Origin of the sequence: Leptotrichia sp. oral taxon 215 str. W9775 (assembly GCF_000469505.1) — a bacterium.
Lineage (GTDB): Bacteria > Fusobacteriota > Fusobacteriia > Fusobacteriales > Leptotrichiaceae > Leptotrichia_A.
In genome coordinates, this window is the sequence record NZ_KI272838.1 from 108,517 (window position 1) to 126,974 (window position 18,458).

At 30.9% G+C, this 18,458-nt stretch carries 17 protein-coding genes; 4 read left to right on the forward strand and 13 right to left on the reverse strand.

Annotated features, from left to right (window positions below):
- Positions 1–171 precede the first annotated feature (171 nt).
- Complete coding sequence (gene pepT, locus HMPREF1984_RS04210; RefSeq protein ID WP_021766664.1) at positions 172–1,401, reverse strand: peptidase T; 1,230 nt, start codon at positions 1,399–1,401, stop codon at positions 172–174.
- 23 nt (positions 1,402–1,424) lie between these two features.
- Positions 1,425–1,913, reverse strand: coding sequence for a GNAT family N-acetyltransferase (locus HMPREF1984_RS04215; RefSeq protein WP_021766665.1), 489 nt, complete (start codon positions 1,911–1,913; stop codon positions 1,425–1,427).
- A gap of 522 nt (positions 1,914–2,435) precedes the next feature.
- Here HMPREF1984_RS04215 and HMPREF1984_RS04220 point away from each other — a divergent pair.
- On the forward strand, positions 2,436–2,732 hold the full coding sequence (locus HMPREF1984_RS04220) for a hypothetical protein (RefSeq protein WP_036099748.1): 297 nt from the start codon (positions 2,436–2,438) through the stop codon (positions 2,730–2,732).
- Positions 2,716–2,991, forward strand: coding sequence for a type II toxin-antitoxin system RelE/ParE family toxin (locus HMPREF1984_RS04225; protein WP_021766667.1), 276 nt, complete (start codon positions 2,716–2,718; stop codon positions 2,989–2,991). The genes HMPREF1984_RS04220 and HMPREF1984_RS04225 overlap by 17 nt, the downstream gene beginning before the upstream one ends.
- A gap of 217 nt (positions 2,992–3,208) precedes the next feature.
- Here HMPREF1984_RS04225 and HMPREF1984_RS04230 read toward each other — a convergent pair whose 3' ends face one another.
- The 7 genes from HMPREF1984_RS04230 to HMPREF1984_RS04260 all read right to left on the reverse strand — a co-directional run bounded on the left by HMPREF1984_RS04230 (position 3,209) and on the right by HMPREF1984_RS04260 (position 11,777).
- Entirely contained in the window at positions 3,209–5,080 is a 1,872-nt protein-coding gene (locus tag HMPREF1984_RS04230; protein WP_021766668.1) for a DUF4153 domain-containing protein, read from the reverse strand.
- 169 nt (positions 5,081–5,249) lie between these two features.
- Positions 5,250–7,115, reverse strand: coding sequence for an oligoendopeptidase F (gene pepF, locus HMPREF1984_RS04235; RefSeq protein WP_021766669.1), 1,866 nt, complete (start codon positions 7,113–7,115; stop codon positions 5,250–5,252).
- A 1-nt stretch (position 7,116) separates the two neighbouring features.
- Positions 7,117–7,302, reverse strand: coding sequence for a hypothetical protein (locus HMPREF1984_RS04240; RefSeq protein WP_021766670.1), 186 nt, complete (start codon positions 7,300–7,302; stop codon positions 7,117–7,119).
- Between the two features lie 54 nt (positions 7,303–7,356).
- Positions 7,357–8,142 (reverse strand): RNA-binding protein, encoded by a 786-nt coding sequence (locus HMPREF1984_RS04245; protein ID WP_021766671.1) that lies wholly within the window; start codon positions 8,140–8,142, stop codon positions 7,357–7,359.
- A 79-nt stretch (positions 8,143–8,221) separates the two neighbouring features.
- Positions 8,222–9,148 carry a cation diffusion facilitator family transporter gene (locus tag HMPREF1984_RS04250; RefSeq protein WP_036099683.1) on the reverse strand — a complete coding sequence of 309 codons (927 nt, stop codon included), beginning with the start codon at positions 9,146–9,148 and terminating at the stop codon, positions 8,222–8,224.
- Positions 9,149–9,361: 213 nt separating this feature from the next.
- Positions 9,362–11,017 carry a hydroxylamine reductase gene (gene hcp, locus HMPREF1984_RS04255; protein WP_036099685.1) on the reverse strand — a complete coding sequence of 552 codons (1,656 nt, stop codon included), beginning with the start codon at positions 11,015–11,017 and terminating at the stop codon, positions 9,362–9,364.
- A 193-nt stretch (positions 11,018–11,210) separates the two neighbouring features.
- Positions 11,211–11,777, reverse strand: a complete 567-nt coding sequence (locus tag HMPREF1984_RS04260) for a GNAT family N-acetyltransferase (RefSeq protein ID WP_021766674.1) — start codon at positions 11,775–11,777, stop codon at positions 11,211–11,213.
- Between the two features lie 161 nt (positions 11,778–11,938).
- On the opposite strand from HMPREF1984_RS04260, the gene HMPREF1984_RS04265 reads away from it, so the two are divergent.
- Entirely contained in the window at positions 11,939–12,688 is a 750-nt protein-coding gene (locus HMPREF1984_RS04265) for a DUF554 domain-containing protein (protein ID WP_021766675.1), read from the forward strand.
- 15 nt (positions 12,689–12,703) lie between these two features.
- On the opposite strand, the gene HMPREF1984_RS04270 is transcribed toward HMPREF1984_RS04265, so the two are convergent.
- Positions 12,704–14,062, reverse strand: a complete 1,359-nt coding sequence (locus HMPREF1984_RS04270) for an NCS2 family permease (protein ID WP_021766676.1) — start codon at positions 14,060–14,062, stop codon at positions 12,704–12,706.
- A 254-nt stretch (positions 14,063–14,316) separates the two neighbouring features.
- Between HMPREF1984_RS04270 and HMPREF1984_RS04275 the strand changes: the two genes are divergently transcribed.
- The gene (locus HMPREF1984_RS04275; RefSeq protein ID WP_036099688.1) at positions 14,317–15,114 is read left to right on the forward strand and encodes a class I SAM-dependent methyltransferase; all 798 of its coding nucleotides are present in this window, start codon (positions 14,317–14,319) and stop codon (positions 15,112–15,114) included.
- A gap of 82 nt (positions 15,115–15,196) precedes the next feature.
- Here the strand turns inward: HMPREF1984_RS04275 and HMPREF1984_RS04280 are convergent, their stop codons facing one another.
- From HMPREF1984_RS04280 to HMPREF1984_RS04290, 3 genes are all read right to left on the reverse strand, one after another.
- The gene (locus tag HMPREF1984_RS04280; protein WP_232219684.1) at positions 15,197–15,976 is read right to left on the reverse strand and encodes a hypothetical protein; all 780 of its coding nucleotides are present in this window, start codon (positions 15,974–15,976) and stop codon (positions 15,197–15,199) included.
- Positions 15,977–15,998: 22 nt separating this feature from the next.
- Positions 15,999–17,318 carry a hemolysin family protein gene (locus tag HMPREF1984_RS04285; protein WP_036099756.1) on the reverse strand — a complete coding sequence of 440 codons (1,320 nt, stop codon included), beginning with the start codon at positions 17,316–17,318 and terminating at the stop codon, positions 15,999–16,001.
- 129 nt (positions 17,319–17,447) lie between these two features.
- The gene (locus HMPREF1984_RS04290; RefSeq protein ID WP_021766680.1) at positions 17,448–18,398 is read right to left on the reverse strand and encodes an ROK family protein; all 951 of its coding nucleotides are present in this window, start codon (positions 18,396–18,398) and stop codon (positions 17,448–17,450) included.
- Positions 18,399–18,458: the final 60 nt, after the last annotated feature.

Sequence of the window (18,458 nt, forward strand, 5' to 3'; positions counted from 1 at the left end):
TTACTCATATAAAACAGTCATTCATTAAGAAAAATTATAAACTCGCTTTAAAAAGCTCAGACAATAATTTTTTCTACAATTCATTTCCTGTTTTATATTGTAAAATTGTCTAATAATTCATAACTATTATTTTTTTATTTTATATTATCACCTTGTAATTAGGACAAGGGGTTATCCTTTCTTCTCATTTAATTTTATTATTTCTATAATTGTATCTGTTGCCTGTACCATGCTTTCAAGTGCAACAAATTCATATTTCCCATGGAAATTTTCTCCACCTGCAAATATATTTGGTGTAGGAAGTCCCATAAATGAAATTTTTGACCCGTCAGTACCACCACGAATAGCTTTTATAATAGGTTTAATTCCAAGATTTTCCATAGCTTCTTTTGCAATTTCCACTACATTCATGTGATTTTTTATAACTTCCCCCATGTTGTAATACTGATCCTTCAAGCTTACTTTTACTGTTCCTTCTCCATATTTTTCATTTATTTTTTTTGCGACATCTTCTGCAAATTTTTTCTTTGCAAGGAATTTTTCCTTATCATGATCTCTTAAAATATATGACAGTTCAGCATCTTCAATAGTTGTTTTCATTCTTTCAAGCAGGTAGAATCCTTCATATCCTTCTGTTTTTTCAGGAACTTCATCTGCCGGGAATAATGAAGCCAGTTCAACTGCAATTGTATTTGCATTTACCATTTTACCTTTTGCAGTACCTGGATGTACACTTTTCCCCTTTATTGTAAAAATTGCTTCTGCCGCATTGAAACTTTCATATTCCAGTTCCCCTACAGGCCCTCCGTCCATTGTGTAGGCAAAGTCTGCATTAAATTCTTTTACATTAAAATTATCTGCCCCTCTTCCTATTTCTTCATCAGGCCCAAAAGCTACCCTTACATCTCCATGTTTAATTTCAGGATGATTTTTAAGATATTTTACAGCTTCTATAATTTCCACTATTCCTGATTTGTCATCTGCACCAAGAAGTGTAGTTCCGTCTGTAGTAATAAGTGTTTTTCCTACATAATTTTTCAAATTTGGAAATTCATCTACATGCATTGTTATTCCTAAATCCTTATTTAGCACTATGTCTTTCCCGTCATAGTTTTCAATTATCTGAGGATTTATATTTACAGCGTTGAAGTCTGCCGTATCCATATGGGCAATAAATCCTATTACAGGAACCTTTTTATCTGTATTTGATGGTAATGTACCATTTACAAAGCAAGCATCATTTATAAATACATTTTCAAGCCCTATTTCTTCCAGTTCAGCCTTCAGCATTTTTGCAAATTCTACCTGTGTCTGCGTTGTCGGTATTGTTTCACTTTCATCATTTGATCTTGTTTCAATTTTTACATACTTCAAAAATCTTTCTTTTAATGTATCATACATTTCAATTTCCTGCCTTTCTTTATTTAAAGATTAATTTTATATACACAATGTCCATTATTGGTTTCTATTAGTTTTCCGCCGTTATCCTTTATAACCTTCTGCGAGGGTATATTACTTTCATTGCAAGTAATTATTATATACTTATGATTTCTAAACAATGCAAGGGCATTTTTTAATATCTTTTTTCCATATCCCTTATTTCTATAGTCTTTTCCAACAAAATATCCTATATTTCCACCTATTTTTTTCAAATTTTCATTTAAAGTCTCTCTAATTTTAACTATTCCTATTATTTTTTCATTTATTTCTACCCAGTAAACTTTTTGTGGAACTCTTCCAGAATCTGGATTTTCACTATCTTTAATAAATTTATTCAAGAGTTTTTCAAATTCTTTCATATTCTTGGGAATTTTCATCTGAAACCCATTGATATTTTCACTTTCAAGACTTTGTAAAAAAAATAGCTCTCTTTCTCCGTCTTTTAGGGAAGTTTGCCTAAAACTTATTTCCATAATAATTTTTCCTTTCTACTTTTAGTATACCCTATTATACTAATTATTTCAAATTTTATATTTATAACTAAAATGGCTCTTTGTCAAGAGTGGGGGGTGGAAAAAGTTCGATAACCTTAAGAGATTCTAAAGAGTATAGAGGAATGGATGAATAATTATCCGCGAAAACTTTTTAATGGAAAAAGCTCAAAAGAAATGTATGATATTGAACTGAAACAGTACATTTCATAATATTTCATAAAAAAGTGACATTTACTATTGCAATTTACCTTAAGTGTCTAACCGAAAAATAACTCTTGACTTTATAATACACATCTTGTACAATGTGTGTAAGATATTTTTTCTGTGTTGTTTTTCAATTGAGGAGACTGAAAAATTAATGTGAATTTATTTATAAACAAAAAAAGAAAATATAATAAACACGAGAATATAATGATGAAGAAAATATAATAAATACGAGAATATAATGATGAAGAAAATATAATGAATACGAGAATATAATGATGGAGATGAATGACAGAGATGAATAATGAAATGATAAACAAAAACAACAATTTAAGAAAAAATATCTCAATAAATTCGGATGACTTTTATGTTCTAAGCAGTTTTGCAAAAAAAGTCGGTATTAGTTTTTCAGAGCTAGTTAGGAAAGCAGCATTGAAATATGTTGAGGAACAGGAAAAATTGGACTTATCTGATTTTTTACGTGCTAATTATCCCTTTGCTTCAGATGAAGAGGAAACTGAACTTACTGAAATTTTGAAAACTCTTGATCTGGAAGATACGGGAAAGGAGTTAAGCCTTGAAGACATCATATAGAGTTACTTATACAACTGATGTTCAAAAGTTTATAAAAAAGAATAAAGATATAGGCTTAAAATTTTTTAAAGCCTTTACAGAACTTGCTGAAAATTCTAATTTGAGAGCTTCAACTTTTGATATTGTAGCTATGCAAGGATACAGGAATGTATACAGACTTAGGATAGGACAATACAGAGCCATTTTTTCGGTAGAAAAAGAAATTAAAGTTCTAAAAGTTATGAAAATAGACAGTAGAGGCGATGTTTATAAAAAATAGAGGTTATAAAACCTCTATTTTTTGTGTACTTTACTTTCATAGAATAAAAGTAAATAATAAAGGCACCGTTAGTAAACACTATTGGATACACTAGTGCCTAAAATAGTTTTTAACCCATTATTTACAATACTTTGAGTTGATTCTGAAAAGTTGTTTCCTCTCTTCTTAGTATCAATACTAAAATATTAATAAAAAGAGCAGTACAAAACTACTCTTTTTATTTCTTCACACTGTAATAGAAACTATAATAATATTTTGATACTCTCGGTGCCTTATGTTCTTCTCCTGTAACTGAAATTTCTATTACCTTCACTTTATATTTTACTTTTTCATTTTCTCCTGTGAACTCCAGGATATTTTCAGGTACTACAGAGTCTTTTATTTCATCTTTACGTTTATTAGTTCTTTGCTGTATTTCAGGATTTTTAATAATTTTGTCAACAATTTCCGGCATATTGACTTTAATAAGTTCTTTATTATCTTCAATTTTTCCATCATAGACAGCAATTCCTTCCTGTGAAAGTTTTACAGGGTACTTTCCAAAAAATTCTTTTACATTGTTATTATCTGTAAAATAGCTTTCCAGATTAGTAATTGCATAATCATATTCCTTCACTTCTTCTATACCGTTATACACATTAGTTAAAACATTTTCATTTATTCCGAATGTTACAAAATAGCTGTCTCCTATTGATACAAAATCAGAATATTGATACCATGCACTGTCTATTCCAAGGCTTTTCTCAAACTCTTCCCTGTCTTTATAAGGTTTTCCATCTGCTTTTCCAAAAGGCTTAAGATTTTCTATATCTTTTCTTCTATCATTAATTCCTAAAATATAGTTTAGCACATCTGTAACCTCATACTTCTTTTCTTTGGCCAATTCAGGTTTTTTTACAAGTTTTCCATCCTTTAGAAGACCGTGTTTAACAAGTATTTTTTCAAACCTTTTATTTTGACTCATAAGAGTGATTTTTCTGTTGTTTACAGGAGTGAAAACACTAATATACACAACTGTAATAAGGGAAATCAGTATAACACTCAGCCTTGCCTTGAAAATACTGCTTACCATACAGAATATAAGCCACATTGCCAATAAAACTACAAAATATCTTGAAGGTGTCACTCCATACTGGGAAATTCTTTTTGATATTGAAACTATTGAAAGTACCAGTAGTGGAAGCGAAGCAAAAGGAAAATACTTTTTAAATACTCTTGCCACCGAATCTTTTTTCGCCATAGGAGTTACCATTATCATTATAAACAGGCTGAAAATTGTATACCATAGAATCAGATGGGATACAAGTCCCTGTGGCCAGCTTCTAGTTATAAGCATTTTACCAAAATATACATATAAAATACCTGTATATGTTGTTATTAAAGGTATTACAATAAAATATATCAGAAATTTGAAAATTTTATGAATTTCATAGTTTTCTAAACTTTCATCAACTTTTTTAAGTTTTGAAAGAAAAAATATTACCGAAAATACAAATACTACAAATAACCATGTTTCAATGTATATGTTGCTATCCAATTTTATTAGTGAAAGTCCGTCAATTGTAGCAAATACGGCAATAAGTCCTAAGAATAAAACTACTGAAAATAATATAGTGACTGTTTTATCAACAATGACACTCTGAAAATATTTTTCTTCCTCATCTTTTTTTCCTATAACCGGTACAAGCAGGAAACAAAGGAAAAATATTATCCCTGTTGCCATCAATTGCTCCAGACTATCTAAAGTAGAACTGTTATTTTTACCGGATAAATAATAAAATCTGTAAAAAATTATAAAAACAAGTGTAATCAGTGCATTTACAAATCTTATTACCCATTTATTTTTTCCTGAAAAATATTTTTCCCTTGCCAGTTCCAATGCCAAAGTTAAAGGAATACTCATTCCTAGCAAAGTTACCATTTTATGCAGTTCATTTAGCAGATTTTCATTTTTTAACTCAGGATTTTCTACAAGATAAACTGAAAGTATAAAAACCACTACACTACAAAAAACTGTCAATGGAAACCTTTCAATTGCTTTTTTCATATCAGGTAAAAAACTTTTTATTTTTTCTTTTATTTTAGACATAGAAATTTCTCCCTTCTATTTATTTTTTCTATTTTACTACTTTAAGCTTAAAGAAAAATGAAAATTTCAAAATTTTTTATAATATAAATAAAAAGGAGAAATTATACTAAAATATACCTTCAGACTTTTCAGTATTTATTTTCTGTATCCTTCATTTTATAAACAGCATCTATTTTTTCAGTTTTTTTATTTCTATTTCCAGTTTATCAAGCAGAAGGTCAAATTGTTTTGCAACTTCTTCTATTGCAGTTTTTTTAGATAAATCGACACCTGCTTTTTTAAGCTGGCTCATTGGGAAGTCGCTTCCTCCTGAAGAAAGAAGTCCTATATACTTTTTCAATGCCGCATTTCTTTTCTTTTCATCCTTTTCTTTGATTATCTTATCGTAAAGTATTGCCGATGATGCAAAACAAGTTGCATACTGGTATACATAGAAAGGAGAGTTAAAGAAGTGTGGAACTCTTGCCCACAATACATATAGAAGCTCTTCCTTCTCGACATTTTTTCCATAATATTCATCAAATAATTTTTCTATAATTCCTGTTAAAACTTCAGCAGTTACAGGCTCACCTTTTTCCACCAGTTCGTGTGCCTGATATTCATAGTCTGCAAGAAGTGCCTGAAAATAGAATGTTCCTGTTATATTTCCTATTTCCTGTTCAAGCAGTGCTATTTTTTCAACAGGATCTTCAGTATTTTCAAGCATATAGTCAAGCAGAAGCTTTTCATTAAATGTTGAAGCTACTTCAGCCACAAATATTGTATAGTCAGAAGTTGAAAATGGCTGATTTTCATCAGAATAAAGTGTATGCAAAGTATGACCAAGTTCATGTGCCAAAGTAAACACGCTATCCAATGTTTTATTATAATTTAAAAGCATGTAAGGGTGTACACCGTAAACTCCAGCTGAATATGCTCCGCTTCTTTTACCTTTTGCTTCAAAAACATCAAGCCAGCCTTCACTTATCGCCTTTTTCATTTTTTCCGTATATTCTTCTCCAAGAGGAGCTACTGATTTTAACACCATTTCTTTAGCATCATCATATTCATAGTCCTTGTCAAATTCAACAAGATTTATCGAACCGTCATAGTTATGATATTTTTTCAGACCTAATATTTTTTTTCTTAACTTCAAGTATCTTTTTAAAGGTTCTGTATTTTTTTTCGCTGTATTTATAAGATTTAAATAAACCTTTTCAGGAATATTGTTTCCTTCCAGAAATCTTGATAAAAAAGTTTCATAATTATGGGATTTCATTGATGCTATATCCCTCTGTAAAAGTGAATTATATACTGCCGCAATTGTATTTTCTCTTTTCTTATATAATCCGTAATAATTTTCAAACATCAATTTTCTGTCTTCCTGATTTCTATTTTTAGTCAGTATTTTCGAATAATTTGCAGGCGTCACTTCAACTTCTTCACCTGTACTTAATTTTACTGTTGGCCATTCCACATCAGTTACAGTTATTTCAGAATATATTGTTCTTGGTGCCGACATATATGAACTGTAAAATGAAAGCAGTTTACTTTCGTTTTCCTTCAATACATGTTCCTGAAGCCTGAATAGGTTTTCTAATCCAAATCTGTAGTCTGAAAATTCCTTTTTAACTATCCATTTTTCTATTTTTTCCCTATTATTTATAAGTTCAGAATTTATCCATGACAGTTCTGTATTTATTTTTGCAAACAGGAACTCTACCTTCTGCAGGTTTTCCACAGCATCCTTATCAAGTGAATTTAAATCCCTTGCCAATTGTGGATAACGATACAATTTGTAAGAAATTTTATCCATTTCTTCCTGTTTCTTAAAAAATTCAAGTAAAGCTTTTTCCTCCCCAAGTTTTCCTTTGTATGAAACCAGTTCTTCAGCCTGTTTTTCAACTTTCCTGTAGTCTTTTCCCCATTCTTTGTAATCTTTATAAATATCACTTAAGTTCCATTTATATTCTTTACCTGTTTCCTGTTCTTTTTTCTTAGTTACCTTTGCTGTTTCCTTTTCCTTCACTGTTTTTTTACATGTACTTTTTTTCATATTATTCCCTTCCTCCAAACTTCATATACAAAAATATTACCAATGCAATCGGTATGATATATACAACCACTGATAAAAAAGCATCAAGCGCAACTTTTAGAAAAGCTATTATAATAACAATTATCAGTGCATAAATTAAACTCTGTATTAGCATCTGCATATTGTTTTTTGGCGTTACATCTCTCATTTTTATATACCTCCCACCATATTAATTTTTTTATATTTATTTTGTAGCCCTTATTTAAATATACTTCTTTATTAAGAGTCTTTCCTTCCCCTTTTTTGTCTCCCCTCTATCTGAAAAAAGCCTGTATTTTCCATATCCTCTTATTGTTATAACAGAATCCATTTCAAGCATTTTTGACTTATCCTTTTCAGGCGAGTAATCTACAAGAACTTTTCCCTTTTCAATTGGTTCTATAACTTTTGTCCTTGATAAATTTGTTATTGCAGACACTATGCTGTCCAGCCTTTTAGAAGGAACTGTAATTATTTTATCATCAAATTTATATTTTGGAAGATTTTCCTTATTATCAAGGGAAATTTTCCTTACTTTACATGGAGCCTTCCCTATCTGTTTCAGTTCACTTAATATATGGTCTGAAATTTTTTCTGAAACGGGAATATACCCCCTGTCATCTTCCAATATCAGATCTCCCATAAGTTCTCTTTTTATATTAAGCCCCATAAGGCTTCCAAGAAAATCCTTATGCTCATATTCCCTAAATTTTGAATTTATCTCTATTTCAAGTAATTTACATGGAAACTCGGTATTTCCTTCATAAACATCAAATCCGGCAGGAATAAATCCTATCTGCCTTCTGTCGCTGTCTTCAAATATTCCGTCTGTTACAACTTTAACTCCGTCAAATTTTTCTGTCAGTTTTTTCCAGAAGTTTGGTGTGTAAAATTCCTCAGTAAAGCTTACAATTTCATACTTTTTTGCAATTTCAAAAGCATTGTAAAGCTTACTCGCTTCATACTCCATCTCCTGTGGAAACTGTTTTAAAAATATTTCTTTCTTCATTTTATTTCCTCATTTAAACAATTTATTTTCCTATCCCTATTTTAACATAAACCAGTAAAAAATAGTATAGAATATTCTTTTATTCAGAATGGTGGATATTAATTTCTGTATCTTCAATCTGGACAGTCATATGTAAAATATTATGTGCTGACAGTTTTTCCTTTATTTCATTTACTATCCTGTAGTTATTGTACCTTTCATAATTATTAAGTAAAATATGGGCTGTTAATGAAATTTCCTCGTTGTCATTTTTCCACACATGAAGTTCATGTATATTTTCAATTCCATCTATACTTAAGATTTCATTTTTTAGTGTCTCCAGACTAACTTCTGACGGAACAGCTTCCATTAATATGAAAAAAGCTTCCTTTGCTATTCTGTAACCTCCTATGAATACTATAATCGAAATTATAATACTCATAATTATGTCGATATAGACAAAATCCGTAAAATATATAATTATACTTGAAATAATTACTCCTACTGAATTTAATAAATCTCCAAGAAAATGAAGCATTGCCGACTTTATGTTTATGTTATTTTCCTTTTTTGTTGATGAAAATAAAATCCATGTTATAACTATGTTGAATATAAGTCCAATCAACGCTATAAGAAACATGCTTCCAAAATCTATTTCCCTAGGATGAAAAAATCTTATAGCAGATTCATATATCATTCCTGCGGCAATAAGTATAAGAACTATTCCATTCAGGAAAGCCACTATTACTTCAAGCCTTAAAAATCCGTAAGTAAATTTTTCAGTAGGCTTTTTCGTTTCAAAGTATATGGCAACCATGCTTGCTCCCAATGCCAGAACATCAGAAAACATATGAAATGAATCTCCCACAAGGGAAAGTGAATTTGAAAACAGACCTCCAAAAAGCTCCATCAAGGCAAAAAATAATGTCAGGAACAATGTAACATACAGTGTCTTTTTTGATTTTTTCTGAATTTTAAAATGATTTTTATGATGAAAGCTGCTACTCACTATTTTCTGTATCGCCATTTTTCCCACCTCCGTAAAATTGAATTTTTTCTATCAATCAATTATATCATTGATTGATTATAAAAAACAGAAATAAAATTACAACTACTATAAAACCTTTTCTAAGTCTAAATATTTTCAAATTTTTTAAAGTATTTTAAAACAGCCCCTTTCGGAGCTGTCATTTATTTCAGATTTATTATTCACATCATTTATAAAAATTGATAACTGATATTATGCAAAGAACATTTTCAGGTCATCTTCAACATTTGTTATGCTTCCTAATCCAAACTGCTCATTCAGAAGTTTTGCAACATTTGGTGAAATAAATGCAGGTAAAGTTGGCCCTACATGTATATTCTTAATTCCAAGATACAGTAATGCAAGAAGTACTATTACAGCCTTCTGTTCATACCATGCAATGTTGAACTCTATTGGAAGGTCATTTATATCATTTGCATTGAAGATTTCTTTAAGCTTTAATGCTACTACAGCCCATGAATAAGAATCGTTACATTGTCCAGCATCAAGAACTCTAGGTATTCCGTTAATATCTCCTAAACCAAGTTTATTGTATCTGAATTTTGCACATCCTGAAGTCAGTATAACTGTATCTTTTGGTAATTTTTCTGCAAATTCAGTGTAGTAAGATCTTCTAGCCATTCTCGCATCGCAACCGCTCATTACGATAAATTTCTTGATAGCTCCTGATTTTACAGCTTCTACAACTTTATCAGCTACTGCAAACACTTGTCCGTGCGCAAATCCTCCAACAATAGTTCCAGTTTCAATTTCTTTAGGAGCTTCACATTTTTTAGCAAGTTCGATAACTTCTGTATAATCTATCTTACCATTTTCATCAGCTTTCAGCTTTTTCCATCCAGGATATCCAGCAGCATTCAATGTGAATATTCTGTCGTTATATGTTGAATTTGGTTTTGGAGGAACTATACAGTTAGTAGTAAATACAACAGGTCCGTTAAATGTTTCAAATTCAGTTACCTGATGATACCAAGCATTTCCGTAGTTTCCTACAAGGTGTTTATATTTCTTTAATTCAGGATAATAATGTGCAGGAAGCATTTCTGAGTGAGTATAAACATCTACTCCTGTTCCTTCTGTCTGTTCAAGTAATTCTTTTATATCCTTCAAATCATGTCCAGAAATTAATATTCCAGGATTTTTTCCAACTCCAATGTTTACTTCTGTTGCAACAGGTGTTCCATATGCAGAAGTGTTTGCTCCGTCAAGTAAAGCCATTACTTTTACTCCATATTCTCCTGTTTCAAATACTAAAGCTGTTAATTCTTCAGCTGAAAGACTGTCATCTACAGTTGCAAGTAATGCTTTTTCATAGAATTTGTAAATATCATTGTCTGTTGAACCTAAATTATAGGCATGGAATCCATATGCAGCCATTCCTTTTAATCCATAAAGTACTATTTCTCTTAATGATCTTACATCTATATTTTCAGTTCTTAATACTCCCACTTTTTTAGCAAGTTCTACTAAATCATCATTTTCACTGTATTCATAAGTTGTAAGAAAATCATTTTCGAATTTTGGATCTAACGCAATTCCTTCTTTTTCAAGTTCTGATTTAAGGAATTTTCTTAAGTTTACACCTTCCTTAATTGCTTCAATTATTTCAGCACCGTCAAAGTTTGCATTTGTTATGGAAATAAACAGTGATCTGAATAAATACTCATCCACCTTGTCATATCTTTTTCCAGCATTTCTTAGCTGACTTGAATATGCGGCAACTCCTTTTGCGACAAATACAAGAACATCCTGCAGATTTGACACTTCATCTGTTTTTCCACATACACCTTTTACTGTACATCCTTCATTTTTAGCCGTTTCCTGGCATTGAAAACAAAACATACTCATTTTACTACCTCCAAAAAAATTTATTCTATCGTTAAAATAACACCGGCAATTATTAATTTTATCCACAAATAATCTGCCAGCCTTAAGTAATATTTTTGCATGAAGTTATTATAATATTTTTTCACAAAAAAAAACGTAATGTATGTTACGTTTTACATAAATCTTAAAAAATAAATTTTATTTTAACATTCTCTTATTTTTCTTTATTTTTAACTTCTTCAATAATGTTAATTGTTTTATTCATCCATATAATGTCATGCCATTCACCCATTTTGTATCCAATATTTGGAAAATGGCCGATTTTTATAAAACTATTTTTCTCATGAAACTTAAGACTTTTTTCATTTTTTCCAGTTATTGCTGACACTACTTGTACTATCCCCATTTTCTTCATTCTTTTTTCCAGTTCATCATAAAGTTTCTGACCTATTCCTTTTGACTGAACCTCCATATCAAGATAAATACTTATTGTAAAGGAATATCTGTAGGCTTCTCTTTCACCGAACCTATCAGCATAAGCATATCCGACAACTGTTCCGTTTTCATTTTCGGCAACTATATATGGAAATCCATTTGACAAGGTCTTTTCTATTCTAATTTGCATTTCTGATTTATCAGGAACTGTGATTTCAAAGGATATTGTTGTGTCTGCAACATACGGAGAATATATTTCCTGTATTCTTTCTGCATCTTCAGACAGAACATCCCTTATTTTTATACTTTCAGTTTTTATATCTTTGAAATTTTCTTCTTTTGACATTTTTCCTCACTTCTATAATCATATCATTTAATAGTAATTATGGATATTTTTATTCATTTTATTTATATTCTTTTATTTTAAGAAATTTCTGTATATTTACCTATAATTTTCTTTTCTTTTATGATATAATCTTTTTGAAAATAGTATCTGAAAGGAAAAATATGGGAATTATTACAGATTTCATTGCCATTCTGGCAGGAAGCATATTTGGTCTTATTATAGGAAATAAAGTAAAAGAAAGTATGAGAAATATTATAATGGACAGTATTGGTCTTTTCATAATAATTTCAGGTGTGAAAAGTACCCTTGAATCAAACAGGGACATTACAGTTCTTATATATCTCATAATCGGTGTCATTATTGGGCAGATTCTCGATATAGATTTACAAATAAAAAAATTAAGTGTTTTCATTGAAAACAGATTTTCAAGAATTTTATCAATTTCATATAGAAACAAAAATTCTTTAAATTCTGTTGAAAATGAAGAAAAGGAATTTAACTTTGCAAAAGGATTTTCTGTTACGACTATTCTTTACTGTATAGGAGCTATGGCAATAATGGGTTCTATAAACAGCGGTCTTACAGGAGATGACAAGATTTTAAATATAAAAGCCGTTCTGGATGGTGCTACAGCTATTGTATTTGCTTCCATCTATGGAATTGGAACTATTTTCTCGGCTTTTTCAGCGCTTATCTATCAAGGACTCTTTTTTCTTTTTGCCAGACAGATAAAAGATTTCCTTACTCCAAATGCCATAACGGATTTAAATTTTTTAGGCGGTATAATGATTTGCGGTCTAGGAATAAATGTTGTCCTCAAAAAAAATATAAAAGTGGCCAATATGCTTCCTTCAATATTTATACCGATTATTGTAGAAATATTCGTCCACTTTTTTGGCCACTTATTTTAAAATCAATTTCTGAAACTAAGTCAAAGCAAGCTTTAATACAAAGAGTATAGCCAATATGTACATTATTGGCTTTATTTCTTTCCGTCTTCCTGTTGCAAGCTTTAAAACCACATAACTTATTACTGCTCCCGCCACTCCTTCAGCAACACTCATTGTGAAAGGCATCAGGGTAATTGCGAAAAATGCCGGTGCTCCTTCTGTCAAATCATGGAAATTAATCTTTGTAACAACACCAAGCATAAGAACTCCTACAACTATCAATGCAGGGGAAGTCGCTGCTCCAGGAATAATGCTTACTATTCCTGACAGAAAAAAGGAAACTCCAAACAATACGGCAGTTGAAAAGGCTGCAAGTCCTGTTCTTCCACCTTCTGCTATACCAGCTGTACACTCCAGATATGTTGAAGTTGTTGTTGCTCCAAAGAAAGAACTTATTACAGTTGTAGAAGATTCACAAAGCAATGCCCTCTTCATATTTCTAACTTCACCTTTTTCATTGTAAAGATTTCCCTTACTTGCAATTGCAAGCAAAGTTCCTATCTTATCAAAAAAATCCACCATACTTATCGTAAGGACTATCATTACCATATTTATAAGACCTGAAAATATATCCTTTTTCCCTATCAGTCCCTCAAAATCCTGTTTAAAGAACAAATCACCTACACCACCTGGAAGAACAAAACCATGCCATTTGCTTAAATCAGTTACTCCCATAGGTATTCCAAGCAGAGTTGTTGCAATTATTGATATTATCAGTGCTCCTTTTACATTTTTTGCCATTAAAACAAGCATCAGCAGTAACCCAAATACACTTAGAAGTACAGAATTGTCCTTAAAGCTTCCTAAAAATAATCCTGTTTCTGTAGCTACTATTATTCCTGAACTTTTTAATCCGATTAATGCTATAAAAAGTCCGACTCCTGCTGTAATTGCAGTTTTTATATTTTCAGGCAGTCCATCCAGTACAATTTTTCTGACTGAAGATACTGTCACAAGTATAAGTACAACACCTGAAATAGTTACTGCCGCAAGGCCCTGCTGCCATGTATAACCCATTCTTCCAACAACTGTTGACACAAAAAATACTGTAAGTCCAAGTCCAGGAGCTGTTGCCACCGGAAGTTTTGAAAATAGTGCATGCATCAATGTCCCTAACATCGCCACCAGACAGACTGACGTATACAATCCTCCCTCCGGAATTCCCGCTTCCCTTAAAAATCCAGGAATTACAGCAAGCACATATGCCATTGTCAGAAATGTTGTCATTCCCGCTATTATCTCTGTTTTTACATCTGTTCCATTTTTTGAAAGTTCATAATAATTTTCCAGAAATTCATATAATTTTCCTTTTTTCTTATGCCTTTCCTGTTCCATCTGATTTCCTCCTTAAATTTTTTCAAATATTTATATTTATCTTATACACATACTATTTAATATTTTCAGTAATTTTCCATTTTTTATATTATACTTTTTGCTTTTATTAAGTTTTATCAGGACATTAATTATATCACACATCTTCAAAAAAGTTTCTAAAATTTTTTTATTTCTTGACTTAATTGTTTTTTTCTGCTTAAATATAACATATAAACTTTGATAATCAAACTAATTTGAAAATGGAGATGGTTCACATGGATACAAAATTTAAAAACGTTTCAGAAACCCTTCTAATCACATTAAATGCTAGAGGAAAGGATGCAGACAGTCCTAATCCTGTACTGAATGATAAAAAATCTGCTGAAATAATGTCCAGAATTGACTATGACTTCAGTAAATTTGATAAGGGATGGATGTCATATTATGGAATTCTCGCAAGAGCAAAAACTATGGATCAGGAAATAAAAAAATTTATGGATAAATATCCTGACTGCGTTATTGTTTCAGTTGGTGCAGGACTTGATACAAGATTCAGCAGAATTGATAATGGAAAAATAACATGGTATAATCTTGATTTACCTGAAGTTATAGAAAAGAGAAAAGTATTTTTTGAAGAAAATCCGAGAGTCAGAAATATTCCAAAATCAGCTTTTGATTCAAGCTGGACAGAAAATGTTGAAATTAATGGAAAAGAGCTGCTTATTATTTCTGAAGGTGTTCTTATGTATTTTGATGAAAATGAGGTAAAAAATTTTCTTAATATACTGACTGACCGATTTGACAAGTTTACGCTTTATCTGGACTTACTTTCTAAAAAACTTGTAAAGCAGGCAAGAAGACACGATACTTTAAAAACAATGAAAAATGCAGAATTCAAATGGGGAGTAAAAGATGGAAGTGAAGTTGTTAAACTCAATCCAAAAATAAAACAGACAGGGCTTATTAACTTCACTGATGAATTAAAACACCTGCTCCATGGATTTAGAAAGCTTTTTATTCCTATTGCCTATATTATGAATAACCGTCTTGGAATGTATGAATATAAAAAATAATAACTTTTTAAATAGAAAAGCTGCCTTGAAATAGAATAAATATTACCTTATTTTTATTACTATTTTTAGGCAGTTTCTTATTTTAAATCAATTTTTTCAGTTTCTCTCTGGCTTCCTGCACTATATAAAGCTTATTCCCATTTTCAGCAACTTCTTTGTATAACTCTATTGCTTCCCTGGTTTCATCTGCTTTCTCCTTATACGTTGCAAGAAGATATTTAAATCCTAAATTTTGACGTTTTGTCTTTGATTTTTTCAATGCCTCATTTAAAATTTCAATCATTTTTTCATTGTCATTTCCATGAAACAGCATTCCTTCCAGAGCTTTTACAAGATTATATATTTCACTGTCTTTTTTTCTTTTTCCAATTTTTTCTATCTCTTCTGATAGTTCTTTATTGTAAATTTCTGTTGCTTCCTCTTTTTTTCCAAAAGTAATAAGAAATAAAGCTTCATTATAGTAGTATAAAATTTTATCCTGTTTCCTATATAATTTTTTGGATAAATCCACTTCTTTTAATTTTTCATATGCCGTTTCTATTTTCCCTGCTGAAGAATATCCTGCAGCTAAATTTAGTTTCATATAGTTTCTATATTTTTTGTTCTTGTTTCTATTATACTCATTTTCAGTAAGTTCTATAAATTTTTCCGGATCCAGTTCGTTATCCAGAACATTCATATAATTACTGTATAAATACATCCATAATCCGGTATTTACCTTAAGTAATACTAAAAATATTATAGGATACAATAAATAATTAAAAAGAAAATTTTCAGACTTCAATGAAAAAATACCAACAGTAAACACTATTAAAAAATCAATTAAAGCAGATAACAGCAAATATTTTTTTCTTATAGTCATACTTCCCTTCCATAAATCCATTTTAATTTAAGTTTTCTTCCTTATTAAATTTTGCAAGTACCCATTCAATTTTCTTATCCTTAACTCTTTTAGGCTTGAATGAAATTCCGTCAATTATGATAGGCGCTATATCCTCATCATCTTCAGGAATATATCCCATATGCTCAATAAGAAGTCCACTCAAAGTATCATAATGTTTGGATTCCAGTTCAATATGGAAATAATCATTTAAATCATTTAATGAAAGTTCTCCATTTATCAGATATTTATTTATAGCAAGTTTCTTAATTGAAGAATCATCTGCATCAAATTCATCAGCAATATTTCCCATTACTTCCTCAATTAAATCCTCCAATGTCACAATCCCTGAAAATCCACCATATTCATCTATCAATATGGCAATATGTTTCTTTTCAGCCTGCATTTCATTAAAAAGTTCATTGACATTCTTTGTTTCCGGAACAAAATAAGCTTCCTGCATAATTTCTGTTAATTTAACATTCTGGAATCCCTTTCTATAAGCTTCTATCATAAGATCCTTCATAAACAGTATTCCTACAATATTATCTGCCTCATCTTCATATACAGGTATTCTCGAATATACTTCCACTTCCTTTTTTTCAAACAGTTCATCTACTGAAATATTTTTATCAATAAGAAATACCTTTGTTCTGGGAATCATTATTTCCCTTGCAACCTTTTCATCAAATTCAATAATATTTTCTATCATTTCCTTTTCAACTTCATTAATAATTCCATGTTCCCTTCCTACTTCCACAAGTGAACGCAATTCTTCCTTTGATACCTTTTCTTCAATATTATCTTCCTTCATTTTTAACACTGTCAGTATTACATTCGTTGAAAATGTCAGAAACTTGACAAAAGGTGAGAATATTTTTGAAACCATAACAATTATTCCCACTGATGCAAGAGCTGTCTTTTCTGACGATCTCAATGCTATTCTTTTGGGAATCAGCTCACCAAAAACTAAAGTTATATACGATAGCAAAAAAGTTATTAAAATCATTGAAATATGACTACTATAAGGAATTTTTAATTTCCCAAGATATATTGACAGATATTGTGAAAGTCCTGTTGCCGCTGAAGCTGACGCAAAAAAACTTGCAAGTGTTATCCCAACTTGAATTGTTGATAAAAACTTACTTGGCTCCTTCATTAGGTTTTCCAGCATTATCGCCTTTTTATTTCCTTCTTCCACCAATATTTTCAGTTTATTTCTATTTATTGAAACTATTGCCATTTCGGCACTCGAAAAAAAGGCATTTATTCCTGTTAACACTATTATTACAATAAACTGTAAAATCAGGCTGCCCCCGGTTATTGTTTCCACTTTAAATTATTCCTCCTAAATGTGTGTTATTTTATTATTATACCACTTATTATATCACACTTTTTCTTTTGTTTTCTTAGAGCCTGAACTCTTTAAAGTTCAAGCTCTTCAGTATTTGAATTATTTCATCATTCCAAGATATGCGGCACCTAAAATACCTGCATCATTTCCAAGCTGAGCCTGAACTATCTTTAAATTTTCCAGGCATGAAGGCAATGAATACTGCTTAAGTTTTTCATTTATTGCATTGAAAAGGATATCCCCTGCAAGTGCAACTCCTCCTCCAACTACGATTATTTCAGGATCAAGGACATTTAACAGATTTCCCATTCCAAGTGCAATGTACTCAGCTTCATAGTCAACCAGCTTAAGTGCAAATTCGTCTCCTTCCTTTGCTACATCAAAGATATCTTTTGCTTCTATTTCTCTTCCTTTAACTCTTTCATAAAGTTTATTTGTTTTATTTACAGCAAGCCTGCTCTGCGCTTCCCTTATTAATCCAGTAGCTGAAGCGTATGCTTCCCAGCATCCGTCCTGACCGCACCCACAAAGTTTTCCATTTTTTTCAACTTTTATATGTCCGACTTCTCCGCCTCCACCGTTTTTACCGCTTACAAGCTTTCCATCTACTATTATTCCGCCACCAATTCCTGTTCCAATTGCAAGACCAAGAACATTTTTGTATCCTTGTGCGGCACCTTTCCACATTTCTCCAAGTGTTATTACATTTACATCATTATCTACTTTTACCTGCTTGTTCAGATGCTTTTCAAATTCTCCTGCCAGGTCAGCTTCCTTAGACCATGGGAAATTAGCCCAGAATTTTACTATTCTTTCGTTTACTACAGGTCCTGGAACTCCTATTCCTACTCCTTTTACATCTGCTTCAAAATTAATGTTGCTTCCTTTTACCTGTTCCAATAAAATTTTAGACAATCTTTCAACTGTTTTTTCAAAACCTTCCATTGAATCTGTCTTTACTATTGTTGTAAAAATAATATTTCCTGCCTCATCAACAAGCCCTATCTTAGTATTTGTTCCCCCTAAGTCTATCCCTACATAATAATTCATACTTTTCCTCCTATTGATATTTATTTAGGCTCTATAATATATATGGGGGTGGAAAAAGAA